General features: G+C 58.6%; 16 protein-coding genes. 5 read left to right on the forward strand and 11 right to left on the reverse strand.

Annotation, left to right across the window (positions count from 1 at the left end; genetic code table 11):
• Positions 1-142: 142 nt before the first annotated feature.
• From carB to dnaK, 8 genes are all read right to left on the reverse strand, one after another.
• Entirely contained in the window at positions 143-3,364 is a 3,222-nt protein-coding gene (carB, locus tag G505_RS0105155; RefSeq protein ID WP_028108605.1) for a carbamoyl-phosphate synthase large subunit, read from the reverse strand.
• 22 nt (positions 3,365-3,386) lie between these two features.
• Complete coding sequence (carA, locus tag G505_RS0105160) at positions 3,387-4,526, reverse strand: glutamine-hydrolyzing carbamoyl-phosphate synthase small subunit (protein WP_028108606.1); 1,140 nt, start codon at positions 4,524-4,526, stop codon at positions 3,387-3,389.
• Positions 4,527-4,699: 173 nt separating this feature from the next.
• Positions 4,700-5,509: a 4-hydroxy-tetrahydrodipicolinate reductase gene (gene dapB / locus G505_RS0105165; RefSeq protein ID WP_028108607.1), complete on the reverse strand. Its 810-nt coding sequence runs from the start codon at positions 5,507-5,509 to the stop codon at positions 4,700-4,702.
• Positions 5,510-5,654: 145 nt separating this feature from the next.
• Positions 5,655-6,266: a BamJ family beta-barrel-assembly machinery protein gene (bamJ, locus tag G505_RS0105170; RefSeq protein WP_028108608.1), complete on the reverse strand. Its 612-nt coding sequence runs from the start codon at positions 6,264-6,266 to the stop codon at positions 5,655-5,657.
• A 130-nt stretch (positions 6,267-6,396) separates the two neighbouring features.
• Entirely contained in the window at positions 6,397-7,188 is a 792-nt protein-coding gene (locus tag G505_RS0105175) for a M48 family metallopeptidase (protein WP_028108609.1), read from the reverse strand.
• A gap of 68 nt (positions 7,189-7,256) precedes the next feature.
• The gene (locus G505_RS0105180) at positions 7,257-9,203 is read right to left on the reverse strand and encodes an alpha/beta hydrolase family protein (protein ID WP_028108610.1); all 1,947 of its coding nucleotides are present in this window, start codon (positions 9,201-9,203) and stop codon (positions 7,257-7,259) included.
• A gap of 102 nt (positions 9,204-9,305) precedes the next feature.
• Entirely contained in the window at positions 9,306-10,439 is a 1,134-nt protein-coding gene (gene dnaJ / locus G505_RS0105185) for a molecular chaperone DnaJ (RefSeq protein WP_028108611.1), read from the reverse strand.
• An 86-nt stretch (positions 10,440-10,525) separates the two neighbouring features.
• Positions 10,526-12,442, reverse strand: a complete 1,917-nt coding sequence (gene dnaK, locus G505_RS0105190) for a molecular chaperone DnaK (protein ID WP_028108612.1) — start codon at positions 12,440-12,442, stop codon at positions 10,526-10,528.
• 255 nt (positions 12,443-12,697) lie between these two features.
• Here dnaK and G505_RS0105195 point away from each other — a divergent pair, with 255 nt between their 5' ends.
• On the forward strand, positions 12,698-13,624 hold the full coding sequence (locus G505_RS0105195) for a DMT family transporter (protein WP_028108613.1): 927 nt from the start codon (positions 12,698-12,700) through the stop codon (positions 13,622-13,624).
• Here the strand turns inward: G505_RS0105195 and G505_RS20630 are convergent.
• Positions 13,616-14,458 carry a LysR family transcriptional regulator gene (locus tag G505_RS20630; protein WP_035385108.1) on the reverse strand — a complete coding sequence of 281 codons (843 nt, stop codon included), beginning with the start codon at positions 14,456-14,458 and terminating at the stop codon, positions 13,616-13,618. The genes G505_RS0105195 and G505_RS20630 overlap by 9 nt on opposite strands.
• 115 nt (positions 14,459-14,573) lie before the next feature.
• Between G505_RS20630 and G505_RS0105205 the strand changes: the two genes are divergently transcribed.
• Both G505_RS0105205 and G505_RS20635 read left to right on the forward strand, forming a co-directional pair.
• On the forward strand, positions 14,574-15,296 hold the full coding sequence (locus G505_RS0105205; protein WP_028108614.1) for an SDR family oxidoreductase: 723 nt from the start codon (positions 14,574-14,576) through the stop codon (positions 15,294-15,296).
• A 227-nt stretch (positions 15,297-15,523) separates the two neighbouring features.
• On the forward strand, positions 15,524-16,159 hold the full coding sequence (locus tag G505_RS20635) for a L,D-transpeptidase family protein (RefSeq protein WP_245568334.1): 636 nt from the start codon (positions 15,524-15,526) through the stop codon (positions 16,157-16,159).
• Here G505_RS20635 and grpE read toward each other — a convergent pair.
• Complete coding sequence (gene grpE, locus G505_RS0105215) at positions 16,149-16,739, reverse strand: nucleotide exchange factor GrpE (RefSeq protein ID WP_028108615.1); 591 nt, start codon at positions 16,737-16,739, stop codon at positions 16,149-16,151. The genes G505_RS20635 and grpE overlap by 11 nt on opposite strands.
• 120 nt (positions 16,740-16,859) lie before the next feature.
• Between grpE and nadK the strand changes: the two genes are divergently transcribed.
• Positions 16,860-17,744, forward strand: a complete 885-nt coding sequence (gene nadK / locus G505_RS0105220; protein ID WP_051215910.1) for an NAD(+) kinase — start codon at positions 16,860-16,862, stop codon at positions 17,742-17,744.
• 61 nt (positions 17,745-17,805) lie between these two features.
• Here the strand turns inward: nadK and G505_RS0105225 are convergent, their stop codons facing one another.
• A complete protein-coding gene (locus tag G505_RS0105225; RefSeq protein WP_035385109.1) occupies positions 17,806-18,498 on the reverse strand; it encodes an SDR family oxidoreductase in 693 nt (230 codons plus the stop codon).
• Positions 18,499-18,642: 144 nt separating this feature from the next.
• Between G505_RS0105225 and recN the strand changes: the two genes are divergently transcribed.
• On the forward strand, positions 18,643-20,307 hold the full coding sequence (gene recN / locus G505_RS0105230) for a DNA repair protein RecN (RefSeq protein WP_028108618.1): 1,665 nt from the start codon (positions 18,643-18,645) through the stop codon (positions 20,305-20,307).
• Positions 20,308-20,597 lie beyond the last annotated feature (290 nt).

Consider the following 20,597-nt stretch of genomic DNA (forward strand, 5'->3'; position numbering starts at 1 on the left):
CAAAAGCTCTCCCGGCCAGGACAGATCCTGACCCCATAGGGGTGATTCCGGGGAGTTTATTCTTACTAGGTGGACCGATTGTAATAAGAAAACGCCGGCGGGTCACCCCTGCCGGCGTCTCAGTTAGGCTAAAAAACCCAGCTTACTTCAAACTGCGCAGATGCAGCTCCTGCACAGAGCTGACCTTGCCACGGTCATCGGCCGCGTGAGCCAGACAGGTGGCGAAAGCCGCGTTCATGGTGGTGGTGTAGTTCACCTTGTGCTGCAGGGCGCCGCGACGCAGATGCTTTGAGTCCTCAATCGCCTGACGACCCTCGGTGGTGTTGACGATGTAGGTGTACTCGTCGTTCTTGATGCGATCCAGGATATGGGGACGCCCCTCATGGATCTTGTTCACCAGACGGGGGTTGATGCCCGCTTCGCCCAGGGCCACGGCGGTACCGTGGGTGGCATCCAGCTGATAGCCCAGCTCGATAAGCTGGCTGGCCAGATCCGCCACCCGGGCCTTGTCACCCTGACGAACGGAGAGCAGAGCCCGGCCGGACTTGGGTACATCCTTGATGGCACCCAGCTGCGCCTTGGCATAGGCCTCGGCGAAGGTGTCACCCACGCCCATCACCTCACCGGTGGAACGCATCTCCGGACCCAGCAGGGGATCCACGCCAGGGAACTTGTTAAACGGCAGCACCACCTCCTTGACGGAGTAGTAGGGCGGAATCACCTCCTGGGTGAACTCCTGCGCCTTGAGACTGGTGCCGGCCATCACCCGGGCGGCGATCTTGGCCAGGGGCACACCGGTGGCCTTGGACACGAACGGTACGGTGCGGGCGGCACGCGGGTTCACCTCGATGAGGTAAATGGCGTCATCCTTCACCGCAAACTGCACATTCATCAGGCCCACAACGCCCAGCTCCAGCGCCAGCTTGCGCACCTGATCCCGCATCCTGTCCTGGATATCCTGGCTCAGAGTATAGGGAGGCAGAGAGCAACCTGAGTCACCGGAGTGAACCCCCGCCTGCTCGATGTGCTCCATGATGCCGCCGATGACCACGTCCTCTCCGTCGCATACGGCGTCCACATCCACCTCGGTGGCATCATCCAGGAAGCGGTCCAGCAAGACCGGAGATTCATTAGAGACACTGACCGCCTCGTTGAAGTAGCGGCGCAAATCCTGCTCGTCGTAGACGATCTCCATGGCGCGGCCACCCAGTACATAGGAGGGGCGTACCACCAGGGGGTAACCGATGCGTTCGGCATCCAGTACCGCCTGCTCCATGGTGGTCACCGTGCTGTTCTCCGGCTGCTTCAGCCCGAGGCGCTCGACCGCCTGCTGGAAACGCTCACGGTCCTCAGCACGGTCGATGGCGTCCGGGCTGGTACCGATGATGGGCACACCGGCCGCTTCCAGGGCGCGAGCCAGTTTCAGCGGAGTCTGGCCGCCGTACTGAACGATGACCCCCTTGGGCTGCTCAACCCGGGCAATCTCCAGCACATCCTCCAGGGTCACCGGCTCGAAGTAGAGGCGGTCGGAGGTGTCGTAGTCGGTGGAGACGGTTTCCGGGTTGCAGTTGACCATGATGGTCTCATAGCCATCTTCACGCATCGCCAGGGCGGCGTGCACACAGCAATAATCAAACTCGATGCCCTGGCCAATACGGTTGGGGCCGCCGCCGATCACCATGATCTTGTCTTTGTCCGAGGGCTGAGCCTCACACTCCTCCTCGTAGGTGGAGTACATGTAGGCGGTGTTGGTGGCAAACTCGGCGGCACAGGTGTCCACCCGCTTGTACACCGGCAGCACCTGCTGACGTTGACGCAGCTTGCGGATCTCGGACTCGGAGTGCGCCAACAGCTGACCCAGGCGGGCATCGGAGAACCCCTTGCGCTTGAGTTTGCGCATGAAGTCAGCATCCAGGCCGGCAAAGCCGCGCTCCTTCACCTGCTCCTCGAGGTTCACCAGCTCCTCCAGCTGCACCAGGAACCAACGGTCGATGTGGGTCAACTTATGAATCGCTTCCATGGACAAACCGGCACGGAAGGCGTCGCCCACGTACCAGATGCGCTCACAACCCGGCTCCTGCAGCTCGTAGCGGATCTTCGACAGAGAGGCGTTCTCCTCAAGGTCGACCACAGAATCCAGACCGTTCATGCCGGTCTCCAGACCGCGCAAGGCCTTCTGCAGGGACTCCTGGAAGGTGCGGCCGATGGCCATCACCTCACCCACAGACTTCATCTGGGTGGTCAGGCGGTCGTTGGCGCCGGAAAACTTCTCGAAGTTAAAGCGCGGCACCTTGGTAACCACGTAGTCGATGGAGGGCTCAAAGGAAGCCGGCGTGGCACCACCGGTGATGTCGTTCTGCAGCTCATCCAGGGTGTAACCCACCGCCAGCTTGGCCGCCACCTTGGCGATGGGGAAGCCGGTGGCCTTGGAGGCCAGGGCCGAGGAGCGGGACACCCGAGGGTTCATCTCGATGATCACCAGACGCCCATCTTTGGGGTTTACCGCCCACTGTACGTTGGAACCGCCAGTCTCAACGCCGATCTCCCGCAGCACGTTCATGGAGGCGGTACGCATCAGCTGGTATTCCTTGTCGGTCAGCGTCTGGGCTGGCGCGACAGTGATGGAGTCTCCGGTGTGAACCCCCATGGGGTCGAAGTTTTCGATGGAGCAAACGATGATGCAGTTATCGGCGCGGTCGCGCACCACCTCCATCTCGTACTCCTTCCAACCGATGAGGCTCTCATCGATCAGCAGTTCGTTGGTGGGGGAGAGATCCAGGCCGTTGGTACAGATGGTCTCGAACTCCTCCCGGTTGTAGGCGATACCGCCACCGGAGCCGCCCATGGTAAAGGAGGGGCGGATGATGCAGGGGAAGCCCACCTGGTCCAGCACCGCATAGGCCTCATCCATGGTGTGAGCGATGCCGGAACGCGGGGTCTCCAAGCCGATGGATTTCATCGCCTTGTCGAAACGGGCCCGGTCTTCCGCCTTGTCGATGGCGTCGGCGGTGGCGCCGATCATCTGGACACCGAACTCCTCCAGTACCCCGTGCTTCTCCAGCTCAAGGGCGCAGTTCAGCGCGGTCTGGCCACCCATGGTAGGCAGCACCGCGCAGGGGCGTTCTTTCTCGATGATCTTACGCACCACCTCCCAGTGAATGGGCTCGATGTAGGTGGCGTCGGCCATCTCGGGGTCGGTCATGATGGTGGCCGGGTTGGAGTTCACCAGGATCACCCGGTACCCCTCTTCCCTCAGCGCCTTACAGGCCTGGGCGCCGGAGTAGTCGAACTCACAGGCCTGGCCAATCACAATGGGGCCAGCGCCCAGAATCAGAATGCTTTGAATGTCGGTACGTTTTGGCATTGTTCTATCTCTTCACTCCGGACTACTGGGCGGCTCTGGCTTGCATCAGTTCGATAAAGTGATCGAACAGCGGGGCGGCATCGTGAGGCCCGGGGCTCGCTTCAGGGTGACCCTGGAAGGAGAAGGCGGGCTTGTCGGTGCGGTGAATCCCCTGCAGGGTGCCATCGAACAGGCTCTTATGGGTGGCCTTGAGGTTGGCGGGCAGGCTGGCCTCGTCCACGGCAAACCCATGGTTTTGAGCGGTGATCATCACCTGGCCACCTTCCAAATCCTTCACCGGGTGGTTGCCACCGTGGTGACCGAATTTCATCTTCACCGTGTTGGCGCCAGAAGCCAGGGCCAACAGCTGATGGCCCAGGCAGATGCCAAACACTGGAATCTCGGTCTCCAGGATGTGGCGAATCGCCTCGATGGCGTAGTCGCAGGGCTCTGGGTCCCCTGGGCCATTGGAGAGGAAGATGCCGTCCGGGTTCATCGCCAGTACGTCGGCGGCCGGTGTCTGGGCAGGCACCACAGTCACGTCACAGCCTCGGTCCACCAGCATCCGCAGGATGTTCTGCTTCACGCCATAGTCATAGGCCACCACGTTGAATTTGAGCTCTTCGGAAGGGGTGTCGCTGGGCAGGCCACCCATCAGCTTCCAGCTGCCTTTACGCCAGCTGTAAGACTCGCTGACGGTCACCTCCTTGGCCAGGTCCATCCCCTTGAGGCCGGGGAAGGCCTGAGCCAGCTCCTGGGCCTTGGCGACCTCTGCCTCACCGGTGATGATGCAGCCGGCCTGAGCGCCCTTCTCCCGCAGCACCCGGGTCAGCTTGCGGGTATCGATATCGGCGATGCCGACAACGTTATGCTGCTTGAGGTAATCGGAAAGGGTCTGCTCGTTTCTGAAGTTGGAAGCCAGGGCTGGCAGGTCACGGATGATGAGGGCGGTAGCGTGGATGGCTGAGGATTCGACGTCTTCGGAATTGGTTCCGGTGTTACCGATGTGAGGGTAGGTAAGAGTAACAATTTGACGTGAATAGGAAGGATCGGTCAGGATTTCTTGATAACCAGTCATAGAAGTGTTAAAAACGACTTCTCCGACAGCATTTCCATCGGCACCTATAGAAGTACCATGGAAAACAGTGCCGTCCTGGAGCACTAATAGGGCAGTTTTGTTCAACTTGACCTCCCACCAGATTATTTATAAGTTATTGTTTTTACGTTGGTACAGAACGTAAATCTTCAACTCGCCAAGGGCAAAAACTAGATTTTTGGCAAATTCCGGCAATTATACTGACCAAGGTCTCATTTGTACATAGGCAAGTAGAAAAAAAGGGCTAAAAAGCCCCTTTTTTATTTGAAACCCAACACTTGCTGCATGTCATACAGCCCGTTTTCCCTCGATGACAACCAGAGCGCGGCCCGCATGGCCCCGTTGGCAAAGGTCATCCGACTGGACGCCTTGTGGGTGATCTCCAGTCGCTCACCAATGTCGGCAAACAGGGCGGTGTGCTCACCGACGATGTCCCCGGCACGGATGGTGGAGAAGGCGATGGTCTGACGATCCCGCTCTTCGGTAATCCCCTCCCGACCATAGATGGCACACTCTTCCAAATCCCGTCCCAGGGCGTCGGCAATCACCTCCCCCATACGCAGGGCGGTACCGGAAGGGGCGTCCTTCTTATACCTGTGGTGACCCTCGATGATCTCGATGTCGGTGTAGTCGCCCATCACCTTGGCTGCAGTCTCCAGCAGCTTAAACAGCAGGTTCACCCCCACCGCCATGTTGGGGGCCAGCACGATCGGCAGGTCCTGGGCCAATTCGGCGATGCGCTCCTTCTGGTGGCTGTTGAACCCTGTGGTGCCAATGGCCAGGGGCTTGCCATGCTGGGCACACCAGGCGGCCAGCTCCACGGTGGACTCGGGATTGGTGAAGTCGATCAGCACATCGAAGTCGTCACTCACCAGATCCGGTTTATCCACCAGGGTAACGCCGACGGAGCCGTGGCCAACCAAATCGCCGGCATCCACGCCCATCAGGGTGGACCCGGCACGCTCAATGGCCGCCCCCAAGCGAATCTGAGGATGAGCCAGCGCGGCTTCAATCAGTGTGCGGCCCATTCGGCCGCTGGCACCCACTATGGCAACCCGGACTTTATCCATGGTTTACAGCTCCCTACTCTCTTCAACTATCCGATCCATCATAGGCCTAATGGCGGGGGACTTAAAGGGGATCCCACTTTCCCATAACCGGCACCACGAGAGTCCATAAAAAAAGGGGGAAGCCTTGGCTTCCCCCTTATGTCCCTTACTTAATCTCCAGCAGCTCCACTTCGAAGACCAGAGCGGAGAAGGGAGGGATGGCACCACCGGCACCGCGCTCGCCGTAGGCCAGCTGGTGAGGGATGTACAGCTTCCACTTGGCGCCCTTGCTCATCATCTGCAGGGCTTCGGTCCAGCCGGCGATAACGCCGCTCACAGGGAACTCTACGGGCTCGCCGCGCTCTACGGAGCTGTCGAACACGTTGCCGTCAGTAAAGGTACCGTGGTAGTGGCAGGCAACGGTGCTGTTCAGGCCAGGCTTGTCGCCCTCACCTTCACTGATGATCTCGTACTGCAGGCCGGACTCAGTGGTGATCACGCCATCACGCTTGGCATTCTCCACCAGGAAGGCTTCGCCTTCAGAAGCGGCTTCCTTAGCCTTGGCTTCACGGGCTTCCGCCAGACGCTGAGAGATCACAGCAAAAGCCTGCTGCAGCTCAGCCATCTCTACCAGGCTGTCTTTGCCTTCGAAAGCATCGGCCAGGCCCTGCTGAACGGCGGAGATCTCTACGCCTTCAAAGCTGTTGGCAGCCAGTTGCTCACCCAGCTGACGGCCTACGCCGTAGCTGGCCTTCTGTTCTACTGATTCGAACTTCATGGTATTGGTTCCGGTCGGGAAAAACTGTTGCGGAGTGTATCACCTTGGGAAAGGCGTGAACACAGGTGGGGGGAGGAAAAGAGCCCGATTCAAACTGGCGGGCTCGTTTCGTTCAACCCGTGAAGGTTAGTCAGCGCTTACACCGCGGTGTAACCCCCTGCCCCTGGGCCTGCAGAAACAGAGGCTGAACCTGGGGCTGCAGCGACTTCAGGTCGCCAATTCGGGTGCTGTGAGAGGGGTGGGTGGAGAGCAGCTCCGGTGGTGCGCTGCCACCGGCGGCCTCGGCCATATTATGCCAAAGATCCACCGCCTGCTCCGGATCGAATCCGGCCCGGGCCATCAGCTCTGCGCCCATCACATCCGCCTCACTCTCCTGGGTACGGCCATAGGGAAGGGTGATCCCCACCTGAACCCCGAGACCCAGACCCGCCATGTAGACATCTTTGTTGGCATTGCCACTGAGGAAGATGTCGGCGATCTGCAGGCCGGCATTGCTAAGCTGAGAGCGGGACACCCGCTCATTGCTGTGCCTGGCCAATACGTGAGCCACCTCATGACCCATCACCGCCGCCAGCTGATCCTGATTCTTGACCACCTCCAGCAAGCCGGTGTAGACACCGATGTGCTTGCCGGGCAGCGCGAAGGCGTTCACCTGCTCCGAGTCGAACACCACCACCTCCCAGGCCCCGGGGTCATCACCCAGTGCGGTGATGATGCCGTCGGCGACACACTGAACGTAGGCGTTGGTACCCTTGTCGGTGGAGAGGGTCTCCTTCTCCTTTATCTGGGCAAAGGACTGGTCCCCCATCTGCGCCATCTCCTGAGGAGAAAACAGCAGCATCTGATCCCGGCCGGTGGGCGACTGGTGAGTCGCACAGGAGGTCAGCAGGCCCAGGAGTGAGAGGGTGGCAATCAATCGCATATGTGTCTCCATAAAAAACTAAGGGGCGCTCACGCGCCCCTTTAGATTAACCGAAATCGGCGGTGAAACTACAGCTTCAGATTGTCGTCCAGGAAACTGAGGATCTCACCATACACTTCGATTCGGGTCTTCTCATCGAACACGCCGTGCCCCTCTTTATCCAACTCCACCCACTTATAAGAGAGCTTATGCTCATCCAGGGCCTTGCGCAGCGCCTCGGCATGCTCGATTGGCACCCGCTCATCCTCGCCGCCATGGATAATCAGCAGCGGGATCTTCAGCTTGTCCACATTGTGCACCGGGGAGAAGGCTTTCATATTGCTGTCATCCTCACCCACCACATCCTTCAGATAGCGAACACCGGATTTACGGGTTGGGATGTCCCCCACCTCATACATCAGCTCCAGATCATACACCCCGGCAAAACCGATGGCGCACTGGAACAGATCCGGTGCCAAAATGGGGGCCTGCAGGGCTGAGTAGCCGCCGAAGGAACCGCCGTAGATGCAGATGTTGTCCTTGTCCACCTTGCCCTGTTCAATCATGTATCTGGTGGCATCGATGATGTCGTACTGAATCTTGCTGCCCCAGTTGCGGTAACCGGCCTCCTCGTAGTTGCGGCCATATCCGCCGGAACCGCGGAAGTTCACCTGCAGTACCGCCATACCCCGGCTGGCCAGCATCTGAGTTTCACCATTGTACTCCCAATAGTCTCTGGGACCGTGGGGGCCGCCATGAGGGTTGACCACCAGTGGCAGGTTCTTGGCCTCCTTGCCCGCAGGAACAGTCAGGTAACCATGGATGGTCATGCCATCGCGGGCCTTGAAGCTGAAAGGCTCTACCGTGGCGGCTGTCTTGGGATCGACCCAACCGCGCTTGGCCAGCAGGGGGCGGACGTTGTTCTTTTTGCGATCGTACAGATAGTAGGTGCCGGGGTTAGTGTCGCTGTAAGCGAGAACGACGGCCAGGTTACCATCCAGAGTCTGACTGGTGATGGCCACCTGGTGACCGGGGAAAGCCTGCAACAGCCCCTTCAGGGTCTGGGCATCGCGGCTCTTACTATCGACAAACACATAACTGGGATAACCGGGCTCCACCTCCAGGGCATAGAGGTTTCTGCCGTCGGCGGAGAACTTCGGAGACTGAGGGTTGACCACATCATCGCGGTAAATAATTTTACTCTTTCCGGTCTTCAGGTTGACCTTCTTCAGAGCCTGCAGGGTATGGTCGTTGTCATCCAGCACATAGACCTCGTCCTTGGAGGCAAAGGAGATGGGATAGATCTCACCCTCGTTGCTCTTCTCGTCGTAGAACAGGGTCCAGTCGTCGCCCTGACCTTCCCGGTAAAACATCTTATAGAAGCCGTCATTGTTGGTTCCGGCAACAAAGCGCACTTCACCGTCGTGATCGGTCAGGAAACCAGAGTAGGCCACCGGCGCATACGCCACCTTCTTACGCTTACCATTGTGGATGTTCACCTTAAAGACGGTGGCGTTGCGATCCCCCTTGGAGCTCATCGGAGTGGACTTGATCAGCACATAGTCCTCATCCTCGGGCAGGGGGTCGATCATACTCCCCCAGGCCTGGATAGGATCCGAGCCCTTGCCCAGGCGGGTGCCGGTGCTGGACTTCCCTGAGTTGTAGCCAAACAGATAGAGGGGTTGCTTGCCGTTGAAGTCCACGGCCATCAACTCACCATAGTCCTGAGGCTGAGCGACCCACCCCTTCAGGTACTCCTTGGTGGTCACCAGGCGATCGTTACTGGCCCAGTAGTAGGCGCCGACCTGGCCATTGCCCTTGTAGCGGATGCCGTGGCGCAGCTTCAGGGTGTCGGTGTCCAAAATCGCCACAACCTGCTTACCATCAGACTTGGTCAGCATCGCCAGATGATCCCCCTTGGGGGAGATTTTAACGGAGTAGGCCTGACTGGCTTTGGCAAAGTGCTCCACCGGCGGCTCGGCCGCCCAGGCGGGCAACGCCAACAGGATTGCCAGCATGGAAATAAGTCGGGTCACGGAAACGCTCCTTGTTGCATGGGTGAGTCTTATAAGTTTCCGCATGTTAAATAAAAAGAGCCGCTGTTAAAAGCGGCTCTTTTATAAATGGGATTCAGTCGGTTAACTGGTCAGGTCATCGAAAAACTTCTTCACACCATCGAAGAAACCTTCCGCCTTGGGGCTGTGCTTCTTGGAGGAGCCGGACAGGGTCTGCTCCAACTCACGCAACAGCTCCTTCTGACGCTCGGTCAGATTCACCGGGGTTTCGATGATCACCTTGCAGATAAGATCCCCCACCGCATGACTGCGTACGGACTTCACACCCTTGCCTCGCAGACGGAACATGCGACCTGTCTGGGTCTCTGCCGCCACCTTGAGGCTGACACGACCATCCAGGGTCGGCACTTCGATGTCACCACCGACGGCAGCGGTGGCGAAGCTGATGGGCACTTCGCAGTAGAGGTTGTTGCCATCACGCTCGAAGATGGGGTGGTCCTTGACGTGCACCTGTACATACAGGTCACCTGCCGGGGCGCCCACTTCACCCGCTTCCCCTTCACCGGAGAGGCGAATGCGGTCGCCGGTGTCCACGCCAGCAGGAATCTTCACAGACAGGGTCTTGGTCTTCTCGACACGGCCCTGGCCGTGACACTTGCCACAGGGGTCTTTAATTACCTTGCCCTTACCGCGACAGGTAGGACAGGTCTGGTTTACCGCAAAGAAGCCCTGGCGCATCTGTACCTGGCCCTGGCCATGACAGGTGCCACAGGTCTGGGCACTGGAGCCAGACTTGGCACCGCTGCCATGACAGCTGTCACAGGTGGCAAGAACGGGAATGCGGATCTCCTTGGTGATCCCCTTAACCGCTTCCTCCAGGGTCAGCTCCATGTTATAGCGCAGGTCGTTGCCACGGGCAGGACCGGCACGGCCACCACGGCGGCCGCCACCAAAGATATCGCCAAACACGTCACCGAAGATGTCACCGAAATCGCCACCGGCGCCCCCACCGAAGCCACCGCCACGGTTGGGATCCACACCGGCATGGCCGAACTGATCATAGGCGGCCCGCTTTTCGGAATCGGTGAGGATCTCGTAGGCTTCCTTCACCTCCTTAAAGCTCTCCTCCGCCTTGGCATCCCCCGGGTTGCGGTCCGGGTGGAACTTCATCGCCAGGCGTTTGTAGGCCTTTTTAATATCTCGCTCGCTGGCATCTCTGGCCACCCCGAGCACTTCGTAGAAATCGCGTTTGGACATATCTCTAGCCGTCAGTAGTCTCGCAAAAACGGGCGGTCGGTGGTACCGAACGCCCGTTGTATTGTCAGGTCAAAGGACGTTAAGAATTACTTCTTGTCGTCTTTCACTTCTTCGAACTCGGCGTCTACCACGTCGTCCTGAGGCTGCTCCGCCTGTTGGGCGCCTTCGGCACCACCTTGGGCTGCCTGAGCCTTGGCCTGAGCAATCTCCATCAGCTTCTGAGAAGCCTGGATCAGCTCCTGAGTCTTGGCTTCAATGGCTTCCTTATCGGAACCCTTAGTCGCCTCTTCAACCTCTTTGATGGCCGCTTCAATCTTCTCTTTCTCGTCCGCTGGCAGCTCTTCGCCGGCTTCCTCGATCTGCTTACGGGTGGCGTGAGCCAGACCATCAGCCTGGTTACGGGCCTGTACCAGCTCTTCGAACTTCTTGTCCTCTTCAGCGTGGGCTTCGGCTTCGTTCACCATCTTGTTGATCTCGTCCTCAGACAGGCCGGAAGAGGCCTGAATGGTGATCTTCTGCTCTTTGCCGGTGCCCTTGTCCTTGGCGGACACGTGCAGGATACCGTCGGCATCGATGTCAAAAGTCACTTCAATCTGAGGCAGACCACGAGGAGCCGCCTGGATGCCTTCCAGGTTAAAGTTACCCAGAGACTTATTGGCACCGGCTTGCTTACGCTCACCCTGCAGCACGTGAATGGTTACCGCAGACTGATTGTCCTCGGCGGTGGAGAACACCTGAGACTTCTTGGTGGGGATGGTGGTGTTCTTCTCAATCAGAGAGGTCATCACGCCACCCATGGTCTCAATACCCAGAGACAGAGGCGATACGTCCAGCAGCAGAACGTCTTTCACGTCACCGGCCAGTACACCACCCTGAACCGCGGCACCCATGGCCACAGCTTCATCAGGGTTCACGTCCTTACGGGGCTCTTTACCGAAGAAGTCGGCTACCGCAGCCTGTACCTTAGGCATACGAGTCTGACCACCAACCAGAATCACGTCCTGAACGTCGGAAACAGACAGGTCGGCGTCGCGCAGGGCCACTTTCAGAGGCTCCAGAGAGCGGGTGATCAGGTCTTCAACCAGGGCTTCCAGCTTGGCACGGGTCACCTTGATGTTCATGTGCTTAGGACCGGTCGCATCCGCAGTAACGTAAGGCAGATTCACCTCGGTCTGCTGAGCAGAAGACAGCTCGATCTTGGCTTTCTCAGCGGCTTCCTTCAGACGCTGCATCGCCAGGGGATCGTTCTTCAGATCGATGCCCTGCTCTTTCTTGAACTCTTCTACCAGGTAGTTGATCAGACGGTTATCGAAGTCCTCACCACCCAGGTGGGTGTCACCATTGGTGGCCAGTACTTCGAAGGTCTTCTCACCTTCAACGTCGTCGATCTCGATGATGGAGATATCGAAGGTACCACCACCCAGATCGTATACGGCGATGATGTTGTCACCGGTCTTCTTGTCCAGGCCATAGGCCAGGGCAGCCGCGGTAGGCTCGTTGATGATGCGCTTCACATCCAGGCCGGCGATGCGGCCGGCGTCCTTGGTGGCTTGACGCTGGGAGTCGTTGAAGTAGGCAGGAACGGTGATCACCGCTTCAGTCACCTCTTCACCCAGGTAATCTTCCGCAGTCTTCTTCATCTTCTTCAGAACTTCTGCAGACACCTGAGGCGCAGCCATCTTCTTACCCTGGGCCTCAACCCAGGCGTCACCGTTGTCAGCCTCAACAATCTTGAAAGGCATGATGTCGATGTCACGCTGTACCACTTCATCTTTGAAGCGACGACCGATCAGACGCTTGATGGCGAACAGAGTGTTGTGAGGGTTGGTAACCGCCTGACGCTTGGCAGGCTGACCGACGAGAATCTCGTCACCGGTGTAGGCGATGATAGAAGGAGTAGTACGATCCCCTTCCGCGTTTTCAATAACCTTAGGCTTGTCGCCATCCAGGATAGCCAGACAGCTGTTGGTGGTACCCAGGTCGATGCCGATGATCTTGCCCATCGAAAGCCTCCAAAAAATACGTTTATATCTAAAGCTAACTAAGCTAATTCTTTCGTTAACCCCTATCTGGGGTTAGCGCCCTGCCCTTTCAAGGGGGCAATCAAAAATTTTTCCCTGTGGATGGCAGGGATATGGGGCCTGTGGAGAAAAAACCAAGGGGGCAATACAAAAAATTTGATCAAAATCCGTGCTCAGGCAGGATTGTATACAATATAATACCCATGCCTGATGTTTGGTCCCTGTGAAGTTTTTCCAATGGTTAAGAATCAACGCCGTGCCCTGATGTACGGCGGCGGGGCGGTGCTGGCCTGGTCCACCGTCGCCTCCGCCTTTAAGCTCTCCCTGCAGCACCTGTCTCCCAGCCAGTTGCTGCTCTATGCCGCCCTGGTGTCAACCCTGGCATTGGCTGCGATAGTGCTGGCGCAGGGAAAGGGGGCGCTGGTCCGCCGACAGTTTCGAACCAGCCCGATGCGCTACCTGCAGAGCGGGTTGTTGAACCCTTTCCTCTATTACCTGGTGCTTTTCGGCTGCTATGACCTGCTGCCCGCCCAGCAGGCCCAACCGCTGACCTACACCTGGGCGATTCTGTTCAGCCTGCTGTCCGTTCCCCTTCTTGGTCAAAAGCTGAAGGCCTGGGATCTGGTGGCAGCGATGATCGCCTATGGTGGCGTGGTGGTGATCGCCACCGGCGGTCAACTGTTGGATTTCGAAATGGAGTCCCCGCTGGGCTATGGGCTGGGGCTGCTGTGCACCCTGCTGTGGTCTCTCTACTGGATAGTGAACGCCCGGGACAAGGGCGACCCAGTGGTCAGCCTGCTGCTGAGTTTCCTGATTGGTCTGCCGTTTATCTTCGCCGCCAGCTGGTACAGAGACGGACTGTCCCTGCCCAGCCTGGAGGGGCTGGCAGGCGCCGCCTACGTGGGACTGTTCGAGATGGGCTTTACCTTCGTGCTCTGGCTGAAGGCTCTGAAGAGCGCAGAGCGTACCGCCCCCATCACCAATATGGTGTTCCTGGCCCCCTTCCTGTCGCTGTTCTTTATCTCCACCCTGGTGGGGGAGACCATCGCCCCCGCCACCTTCACCGGCCTGGCGCTGATCGTTCTGGCCCTGGTGAGCCAGCAGTTGGGCCCCAGGCTTAAGCCAATACGACGCTCCAAGGTGGCAGGCTCTGGCTCACTGTGATCGCCAGGCTTCGGCGGCGCCCAGCAGCGCCGTCTGAGCCGGCTTGCCACTGTCACTGGCGTGCAGAGTCAAGCCGATACGACGAAACATCCTTGGCGCATCCAGCGCTACCTGTACCAGGTCATCCGCCGTCTCCAGCACCCCCCAGGGCAGAAACGAGATCCCCACCCCGGCACTCACCAGGTGCCTCACCTGGGTCTTGTGCTGAGCCTTGGCCACCAGGTTGACCGCAAACCCTTCACTGGCCAGCAGACTCAGGGTCTGTTGGTGGGCCTCGCAGGCCACACACTCGATGAAGTTGAAATCATTGAGATCGGCAATGGACACCCTCTCCCTTTCTGCCAGCGGGTGCGCCTTGGGGACACAGAGTACATAGTCCTCCTCCCACAAGGGCAGAAACAACTCGTCCTCGCGCTTAAACACATCCAGGGTCATCCTGGCCTGAGCCCGCTCATCCTCATGATCCAGCAGCTCCAGGCTGAGTTGCGGCGCCAGTTCGATGCAATGCCCTAGGAAGCGGGCGTAGTGGCTGGGGCTGATGTCGTGAAAGTTGGCCAATGACAGCGGCAACCGTGCGCTAGCATCGTCAAACAACCGGCTCATTTTCTCCATCTGACCCAGCGCCTGCAATGCCAGGGGGTAGAGTTGATGGGCCTCATCGGTGAGATCGACACCGCGCTTGTGGCGACGGAACAGGGTGACCCCCAGCTCAGACTCCAACTGCTTGATCGCCGCCGACAGGGAGGGCTGAGAGACAAACACCCGCTGGGCGGCGGCGGTGATGGCCCGCTCCTCGAACACCGCCACGAAACAGCGCAGCAACCTTACATCCATAGGAAACACCTATCTCTAACAGAGAAAATTAATATTTTAAGGCTATGAAGCCTAGCACTATAGTGTGCGCCATCGCCAGGGCGCCGCCCTGCATCAACCCTTTGGAGAGACAGTTATGACCAAACCCCTGGTAATCATCACCGGCGCCAGCTCAGGCATCGGCGAAGCCACCGCACGCACCCTGTCCGCCGCTGGCCACCCACTGCTGTTGCTGGCCCGCCGCCTGGAGAAACTGGAGTCCCTGAACCTGCCCAACACCCTGTGCCGCAAGGTGGACGTCACCGACATCGACAGCTTCGCGACTGCCATTGAGGAGGCCGAAGCCCAATTTGGCCCCTCTGATTGCCTGATCAACAACGCCGGTGTGATGCTCCTCGGCGATGCCCATAGCCAGGCCCCCGCCGAGTGGCAGAAGATGCTGGATGTCAACGTGATGGGACTGTTGAACGGCATCCATCTGGTGCTGGGCAAGATGCGCCAGCGCAAATGCGGCACCATCATCAACATCAGCTCCGTCGCTGGCCGCAAGACCTTCCCCAACCACGTAGCCTACTGCGGCACCAAGTTCGCCGTTCACGGCCTGTCGGAAACCCTGCGTGAAGAGGTGTGCGGCGACGATGTCCGGGTGATCACCATCGCCCCCGGTGCCGTGGAGACCGAACTGCTCAGCCACACCACCAGCGACACCATCAAAGCCGGTTATGGTGAGTGGAAAGAGAGCATGGGCGGTGTCCTGGCGGCCCAGGATGTCGCCAACGCCATCGACTACGCCTACCGCCAGCCGCAAAACGTTCATATTCGGGAGATTGTTCTGACCACCACCCGTCAGCCTGCCTAACCTCTCTCCGGCGAGGCTTGTCCCCAAGGATCTTCGGGAGGCAGGCCTCTGTCATTCTCAGCACCCATCCAGATCACGAACGCCACTCACCCCCTTGTGAACCTGGCACGCAAAAATGCTATGCTCCCCGGCAACCAGACTGCGTTCGGAGAGAGATAATGGCAGCCAGATGGGCACTTTTAGCAACAGTTATCACAGCTTTATGCCTGTCACCGGTATCCTTTTCAATGGCGCAGGGGAAAGCCGCCAAACGATTGGAAAGCGCCCTGGCGAGAATGCCCGGAGGCACTATGCCGGTGCAACTGACCCTGGTGGCCATCAAGTCGGACTACCGAATGGAGGTGTGGGGTGCCGATGTCCTGGGGAACTGGTACACCCTGCGCACCTATCCCATTATGGGGTTCAGTGGCGGTCCCGGGCCCAAACTGATGGAGGGCGACCTGCAGGTACCTGAAGGGGTCTACCGTCCCGTGGCCCTGAACCCCAACAGCAAGTACCACCTCTCCGTCAAGCTCAACTACCCCAATGGCCTGGATAAGCACTACGCCAGGGAGGAGGGACGTGCCCGTCCCGGTGGAGACATCTTTATCCATGGTGACAAAGCGTCCAGCGGATGCCTGGCCATGGGCAATACCGCCATCGAGGAGATCTATCATCTGGTGGAGCAGGTCGGCCTTGGCGACACCCAGATAGTGATCACCCCAGTGGATCCCCGCATCACCAGACTGCGCCCCTGGCCCTCCAGCCCGGTGTGGACTGAGCACAAATACCGCCGCATTCGGGATACGCTGGCCAGCCTGGGGCACAAAAAAAGCAGCCCGGAGGCTGCTTCTGCATCTGTCTTTACCCCAATCAGGCGGTAGTGTCCACTGAGGGTTGATCACTGCCCTTGGAGATCATCACCATGGCCGGGCGCAGCAGACGGCCATTGAGCTCATAACCCTTCTGCATTACTGCCATTACGGTGTTGGCAGGAAACTCTTCGCTGGGCTGCATCGCCATTGCCTGGTGCTGGTCCGGATTAAAGGGCTGACCGATAGGATCGATCTCTTTAATGCCAAACTTGTCGATACCGGCCAGGAAGCTCTTGTGGGTCAGTTCCACACCCTCAAGCAGAGGCTTCACGGCTTCGTTGTCGGCATCCCCGGTGGCCAGGGCACGTTCCAGGTTATCAACAACAGGCAGCAGTTCACCGGCGAATTTCTCCAGGGCAAACTTACGGGCCTTCTCCACATCCTGAGCGCTGCGGCGACGGACATTCTCCATCTCGGCGTGGGCACGGACAACGCTGTCCTTCTGCTCCTCCACCTTTGCCTGGGCGGCTAACAGGGCATTTTCCAGCTCCTCTATGCGGGCGGCTTGTGGATCCTGCTCGGCATCAACCTGCTGTTGCTCCATCTCAACCTCTTCTGGCTGCTCCACTTTTTGCTGCTCGTCGCTCATTTCAACTCCGGCTAAAATACTTTATTCCCAAAGGCTCTGAGCCTATTATGGGGACTGATTTACGGACTTCAAGGGCCACAGAGCCACAAGATTCCCGTCCGCCCTACAGATGAGCAGAAGATGCAGACACACTTCAAATCCATTGGCCTTATCGGCAAGCCTCGTCACGAAGGCGCAAATCAGACCCTGGCGCAGCTATTCTATTGGCTGGATAAGCAAGGATATGAAGTACTTATCGAATCCAACATCGCCCGCGAGCTCGGCTGCACCAAGGCGGAAGCGGTGGAGATCAACGAGATTGGTGAGCGCTGCGACCTGGCCATCGTAGTGGGCGGTGACGGAAATATGCTGGGCGCGGCCCGGGTGCTGTCCCGCTACGATATCGCCGTGCTGGGGGTGAACCGGGGGAATCTGGGTTTTCTGACCGATGTGGATCCGGACCAGTTCAAGCCCACGCTGACCAAGGTGCTGGCCGGCGAGTTTGACACCGAAAAACGATTCCTGCTTCGCACCGAAGTGCACCGCCACGGAGAGCAGAAGGCCCACAACGTGGCAGTCAACGAAGCCGTTCTGCACGCCGGTAAAGTGGCTCACATGATCGATTTCGAGGTCTATATCGACGGCCACTTTATGTACAGCCAACGGGCCGATGGGATGATTGTCGCCACCCCGACAGGATCGACGGCCTACTCGTTGAGCGCGGGCGGCGCCATCCTCACCCCCAAACTCAATGCCAACATCCTGGTGCCCATGTTTCCTCACACCCTGTCGTGCCGCCCCATCGTGGTCAACGGAGACAGTGAGATTACCCTGAAAGCCTCCTGCAACAGCCCGTCGTCTGAGCTGGCCATCAGTTGTGACAGCCAGGTAACTCTGCCCTGCCAGCCAGGAGACGAGATCCGCATTCGCAAGGCGGATGCCTGCCTGAGACTGATCCACCCCAAGGGCTATAACTACTTCGAAGTCCTTCGCAGCAAGCTGGACTGGGGCAACAAGCTGTTCTAGCCTGGCCTGTGGGTATTTCCCGTCAGTGGTGAGAATTCGGCCCTAGGGCAATCGGCGCCGTCTACCAGGGGATAGACTTGCCGTCTCGCAAGAAAGCGCCATTGGGGCCCTGGGGATCCAGGGTCGCTGCCCAGGTAATCCAGTTGGCCGACTCGGCCGGATCCCGGCTGGCCTGGGGCCCGCCCATGTCGGTTCTGGCCCAGCCAGGACAAACCGAATTGACTTTTATCCCCTCATCGGACACCTCAGAGGCCACCACCCGGGTCAGCGCATTGAGCGCCGCCTTGGACACCCGATAGGCCACCTGCAACTCTCCCATCTCGGCCAGGGAGCCATATCCGGAGGAAACGTTGACGATTCGGCCATAGCCCCGGGGACGCATCAGGGGCAGAATCATCTTGCACATCAGCATGGCACCGGTGACATTGGTGGTCAGGGTCTGCTGCCACTGCTCCAGGGTGATGTCAGACAGGGACTGGCTCTGATCAATGAAAATTCCGGCGTTGTTGACCAGCACCTCAACCCCACCGAACAGCTGACCTAGCCAGGCGCCCAAGGCATGAATCTGCTCGGCATCACACACATCCAGCATAAAGGGACTGGCCTCTCCCCCTCTTTCGCGGATGGATTCCGCCACCTGAGTAGCGGCTTCATGGCTGCGGGCACAAGTCACCACATGGTACCCCCTCTCCGCCAACTGATGAGCCACGTGCCACCCCAGTCCCCTGTTACTGCCGGTCACCACTGCGATCATGCTGACGCCTCCAAAAACCGTCCTCAATGAAACATAGAAGGCGGTCACCCGCTGTACAACTTTTTGTCTCTGTTGCTTTACTGAGCAAAAAAAACCTCTATACTGTCTTTCCATACAGTATGTCTATTCATACAGGAAACTGAGATGCTGAGCCAACTGACGGTCTCCAATTTCGCCATTGTTAAGTTCCTCGAACTGGAGTTTCGCTCCGGCATGACCACCATCACCGGCGAGACCGGTGCCGGCAAGTCCATCGCCATCGATGCCCTGGGGCTGTGCGTCGGTGGCCGGGGGGAAGCCGCCATGGTGCGCCCGGGCGCGACCCGCGCCGAGCTGTCTGCCTGCTTTGACATCCGCGCCATTCCCGACGCCGTCCACTGGTTGAAGGAGAATGAACTGGACGACGAGGACCAGTGCATCCTCAGGCGCAGCATCAGCAGCGAAGGCCGCTCCAAAGCCTGGATCAATGGTCAGCCGGTTCCTCTGGCTCAACTCAAGGCTCTGGGTCAGATGCTGCTGACCATCCACGGCCAGCATGCCCATCAGGGGTTGCTGCAAAGCCAGACTCAGCAAAACCTGCTGGACAACTACGCCGCCCATCATGGTCTGCTTGAGGCCTGTGCCAACAACTACCGACGCTGGAAACACCTGGATAATGAACTGGTACGTCTGCGCGACGAGCAGGAACAGCGCCAGGCCCGACAGCAATTGTTGGAGTATCAGGTTCAGGAGCTGGACGAGTTTGGCCTGGAACCAGGAGAGTTTCAGAATATTGAGGCCGAACATAAGCGGTTGGCCAACTGCACCACCCTGATGGAGCAGAGCCAGCGGGCATGCTACCTGCTCAGCGAAGGTGAAGAGGTCAGCGCCCTTTCCCTGCTGCAGCAAGCCATTGGCGAGGTGGAAACGCTGGCCGGTGAGGATGCCACCCTGTCTCCGACCATGGAACTTCTGCACGAAGGGTTGATTCAGCTGCAAGAGGGAGCCGCCGAGCTGGATCGCTATCATCAAAGCCTGGAGATGGATCCAGAACGTTTCCATGAGTTGGAAGAGCGGCTTTCCAAGGCCATGACTCTGGCGCGCAAGCATCAGGTGAAGGCCGTCGACCTGGCCGAATTCCACACTCATCTGGCCGAAGAACTCTCCGCCATAGGCGCAGGTGAGGAGCGCCTCGAACAGCTTGAGCAGGAGCGCGACCAGGCAAGAGAAGCCTGTGGTCAGTCCGCCCAGCGACTCAGCAAGAGCCGCCAGCGTTATGCCAAGGAGCTGAATAAACAGATCACGGCCAACCTCAGGGAACTGGCCCTGCCTCACGCCAAATTCCATATTGAGGTGAACTTCGAGTCACAATCGCTCTCCCCCAGCGGCAGCGACCGGTTGCAGTTCATGGTTTCAACCAACCCAGGCCAGCCGCTGCAACCTTTAGGCAAAGTGGCCTCAGGGGGGGAACTGTCGCGGATCAGCCTGGCAGTCCAGGTGATCACGGCGCGCAAGGTGGCCACCCCAACTCTGATCTTCGATGAAGTGGATGTGGGGATCTCCGGCCCGACCGCCGCCGTGGTGGGACGGATGCTCCGCACCCTGGGTGAATCCACCCAGGTCTTCTGTGTGACCCACCTGCCTCAGGTGGCGGGCAATGGACATAACCACATGTTCGTCAGCAAATCCACCAAAGGGAAGGCCACCGAGACCCTGATGATCCCCCTGGCCCAGAACCAGCGCCTGGATGAACTGGCCAGATTGCTGGGCGGCGACAGCATCACGGACGCCACCCTGGCCAATGCCAGAGAACTCCTGGTCAAAGAGTAGTCTTCCTCCGAAAACAGCAGGTGCCGGCCCGTCCGGCACCTCGATCCCACTTTTCCCCCTTCATGTGACCCTCAGCAAACGCGCTTGTGAGTTTTTTAATCAGGTTCGCAAGATCTTCATCTAATAATCTGAGTTTTGCGGATCCAGCCGACGAATATCCGGCTTTTTTAACTTAGGTAATATTTCCATCATATCTTGCAAACTTTCATAGAAAAGTCTGCGAAATGTCACAAAAACGGGGGAGCCGACGGGTTATTTTGGCCCCAGATAGAATTTTAATTTCAAACTTA

The organism is Ferrimonas futtsuensis DSM 18154 (assembly GCF_000422645.1).
GTDB lineage: Bacteria > Pseudomonadota > Gammaproteobacteria > Enterobacterales > Shewanellaceae > Ferrimonas > Ferrimonas futtsuensis.

Excerpts from the sequence above, each read along its gene's own strand:
- G505_RS0105175 (WP_028108609.1), bottom strand. The coding sequence starts at position 7,188 with ATGCGATTGATTGCCACCCTCTCACTCCTGGGCCTGCTGACCTCCTGT.
- bamJ (WP_028108608.1), bottom strand. The coding sequence starts at position 6,266 with ATGAAGTTCGAATCAGTAGAACAGAAGGCCAGCTACGGCGTAGGCCGT.
- dapB (WP_028108607.1), bottom strand. The coding sequence starts at position 5,509 with ATGGATAAAGTCCGGGTTGCCATAGTGGGTGCCAGCGGCCGAATGGGC.
- recN (WP_028108618.1), top strand. The coding sequence starts at position 18,643 with ATGCTGAGCCAACTGACGGTCTCCAATTTCGCCATTGTTAAGTTCCTC.
- carB (WP_028108605.1), bottom strand. The coding sequence starts at position 3,364 with ATGCCAAAACGTACCGACATTCAAAGCATTCTGATTCTGGGCGCTGGC.
- dnaJ (WP_028108611.1), bottom strand. The coding sequence starts at position 10,439 with ATGTCCAAACGCGATTTCTACGAAGTGCTCGGGGTGGCCAGAGATGCC.
- grpE (WP_028108615.1), bottom strand. The coding sequence starts at position 16,739 with ATGAGCGACGAGCAGCAAAAAGTGGAGCAGCCAGAAGAGGTTGAGATG.
- G505_RS0105225 (WP_035385109.1), bottom strand. The coding sequence starts at position 18,498 with ATGATCGCAGTGGTGACCGGCAGTAACAGGGGACTGGGGTGGCACGTG.
- dnaK (WP_028108612.1), bottom strand. The coding sequence starts at position 12,442 with ATGGGCAAGATCATCGGCATCGACCTGGGTACCACCAACAGCTGTCTG.
- G505_RS0105205 (WP_028108614.1), top strand. The coding sequence starts at position 14,574 with ATGACCAAACCCCTGGTAATCATCACCGGCGCCAGCTCAGGCATCGGC.
- G505_RS20635 (WP_245568334.1), top strand. The coding sequence starts at position 15,524 with ATGGCGCAGGGGAAAGCCGCCAAACGATTGGAAAGCGCCCTGGCGAGA.
- G505_RS20630 (WP_035385108.1), bottom strand. The coding sequence starts at position 14,458 with ATGGATGTAAGGTTGCTGCGCTGTTTCGTGGCGGTGTTCGAGGAGCGG.
- G505_RS0105195 (WP_028108613.1), top strand. The coding sequence starts at position 12,698 with ATGGTTAAGAATCAACGCCGTGCCCTGATGTACGGCGGCGGGGCGGTG.
- nadK (WP_051215910.1), top strand. The coding sequence starts at position 16,860 with ATGCAGACACACTTCAAATCCATTGGCCTTATCGGCAAGCCTCGTCAC.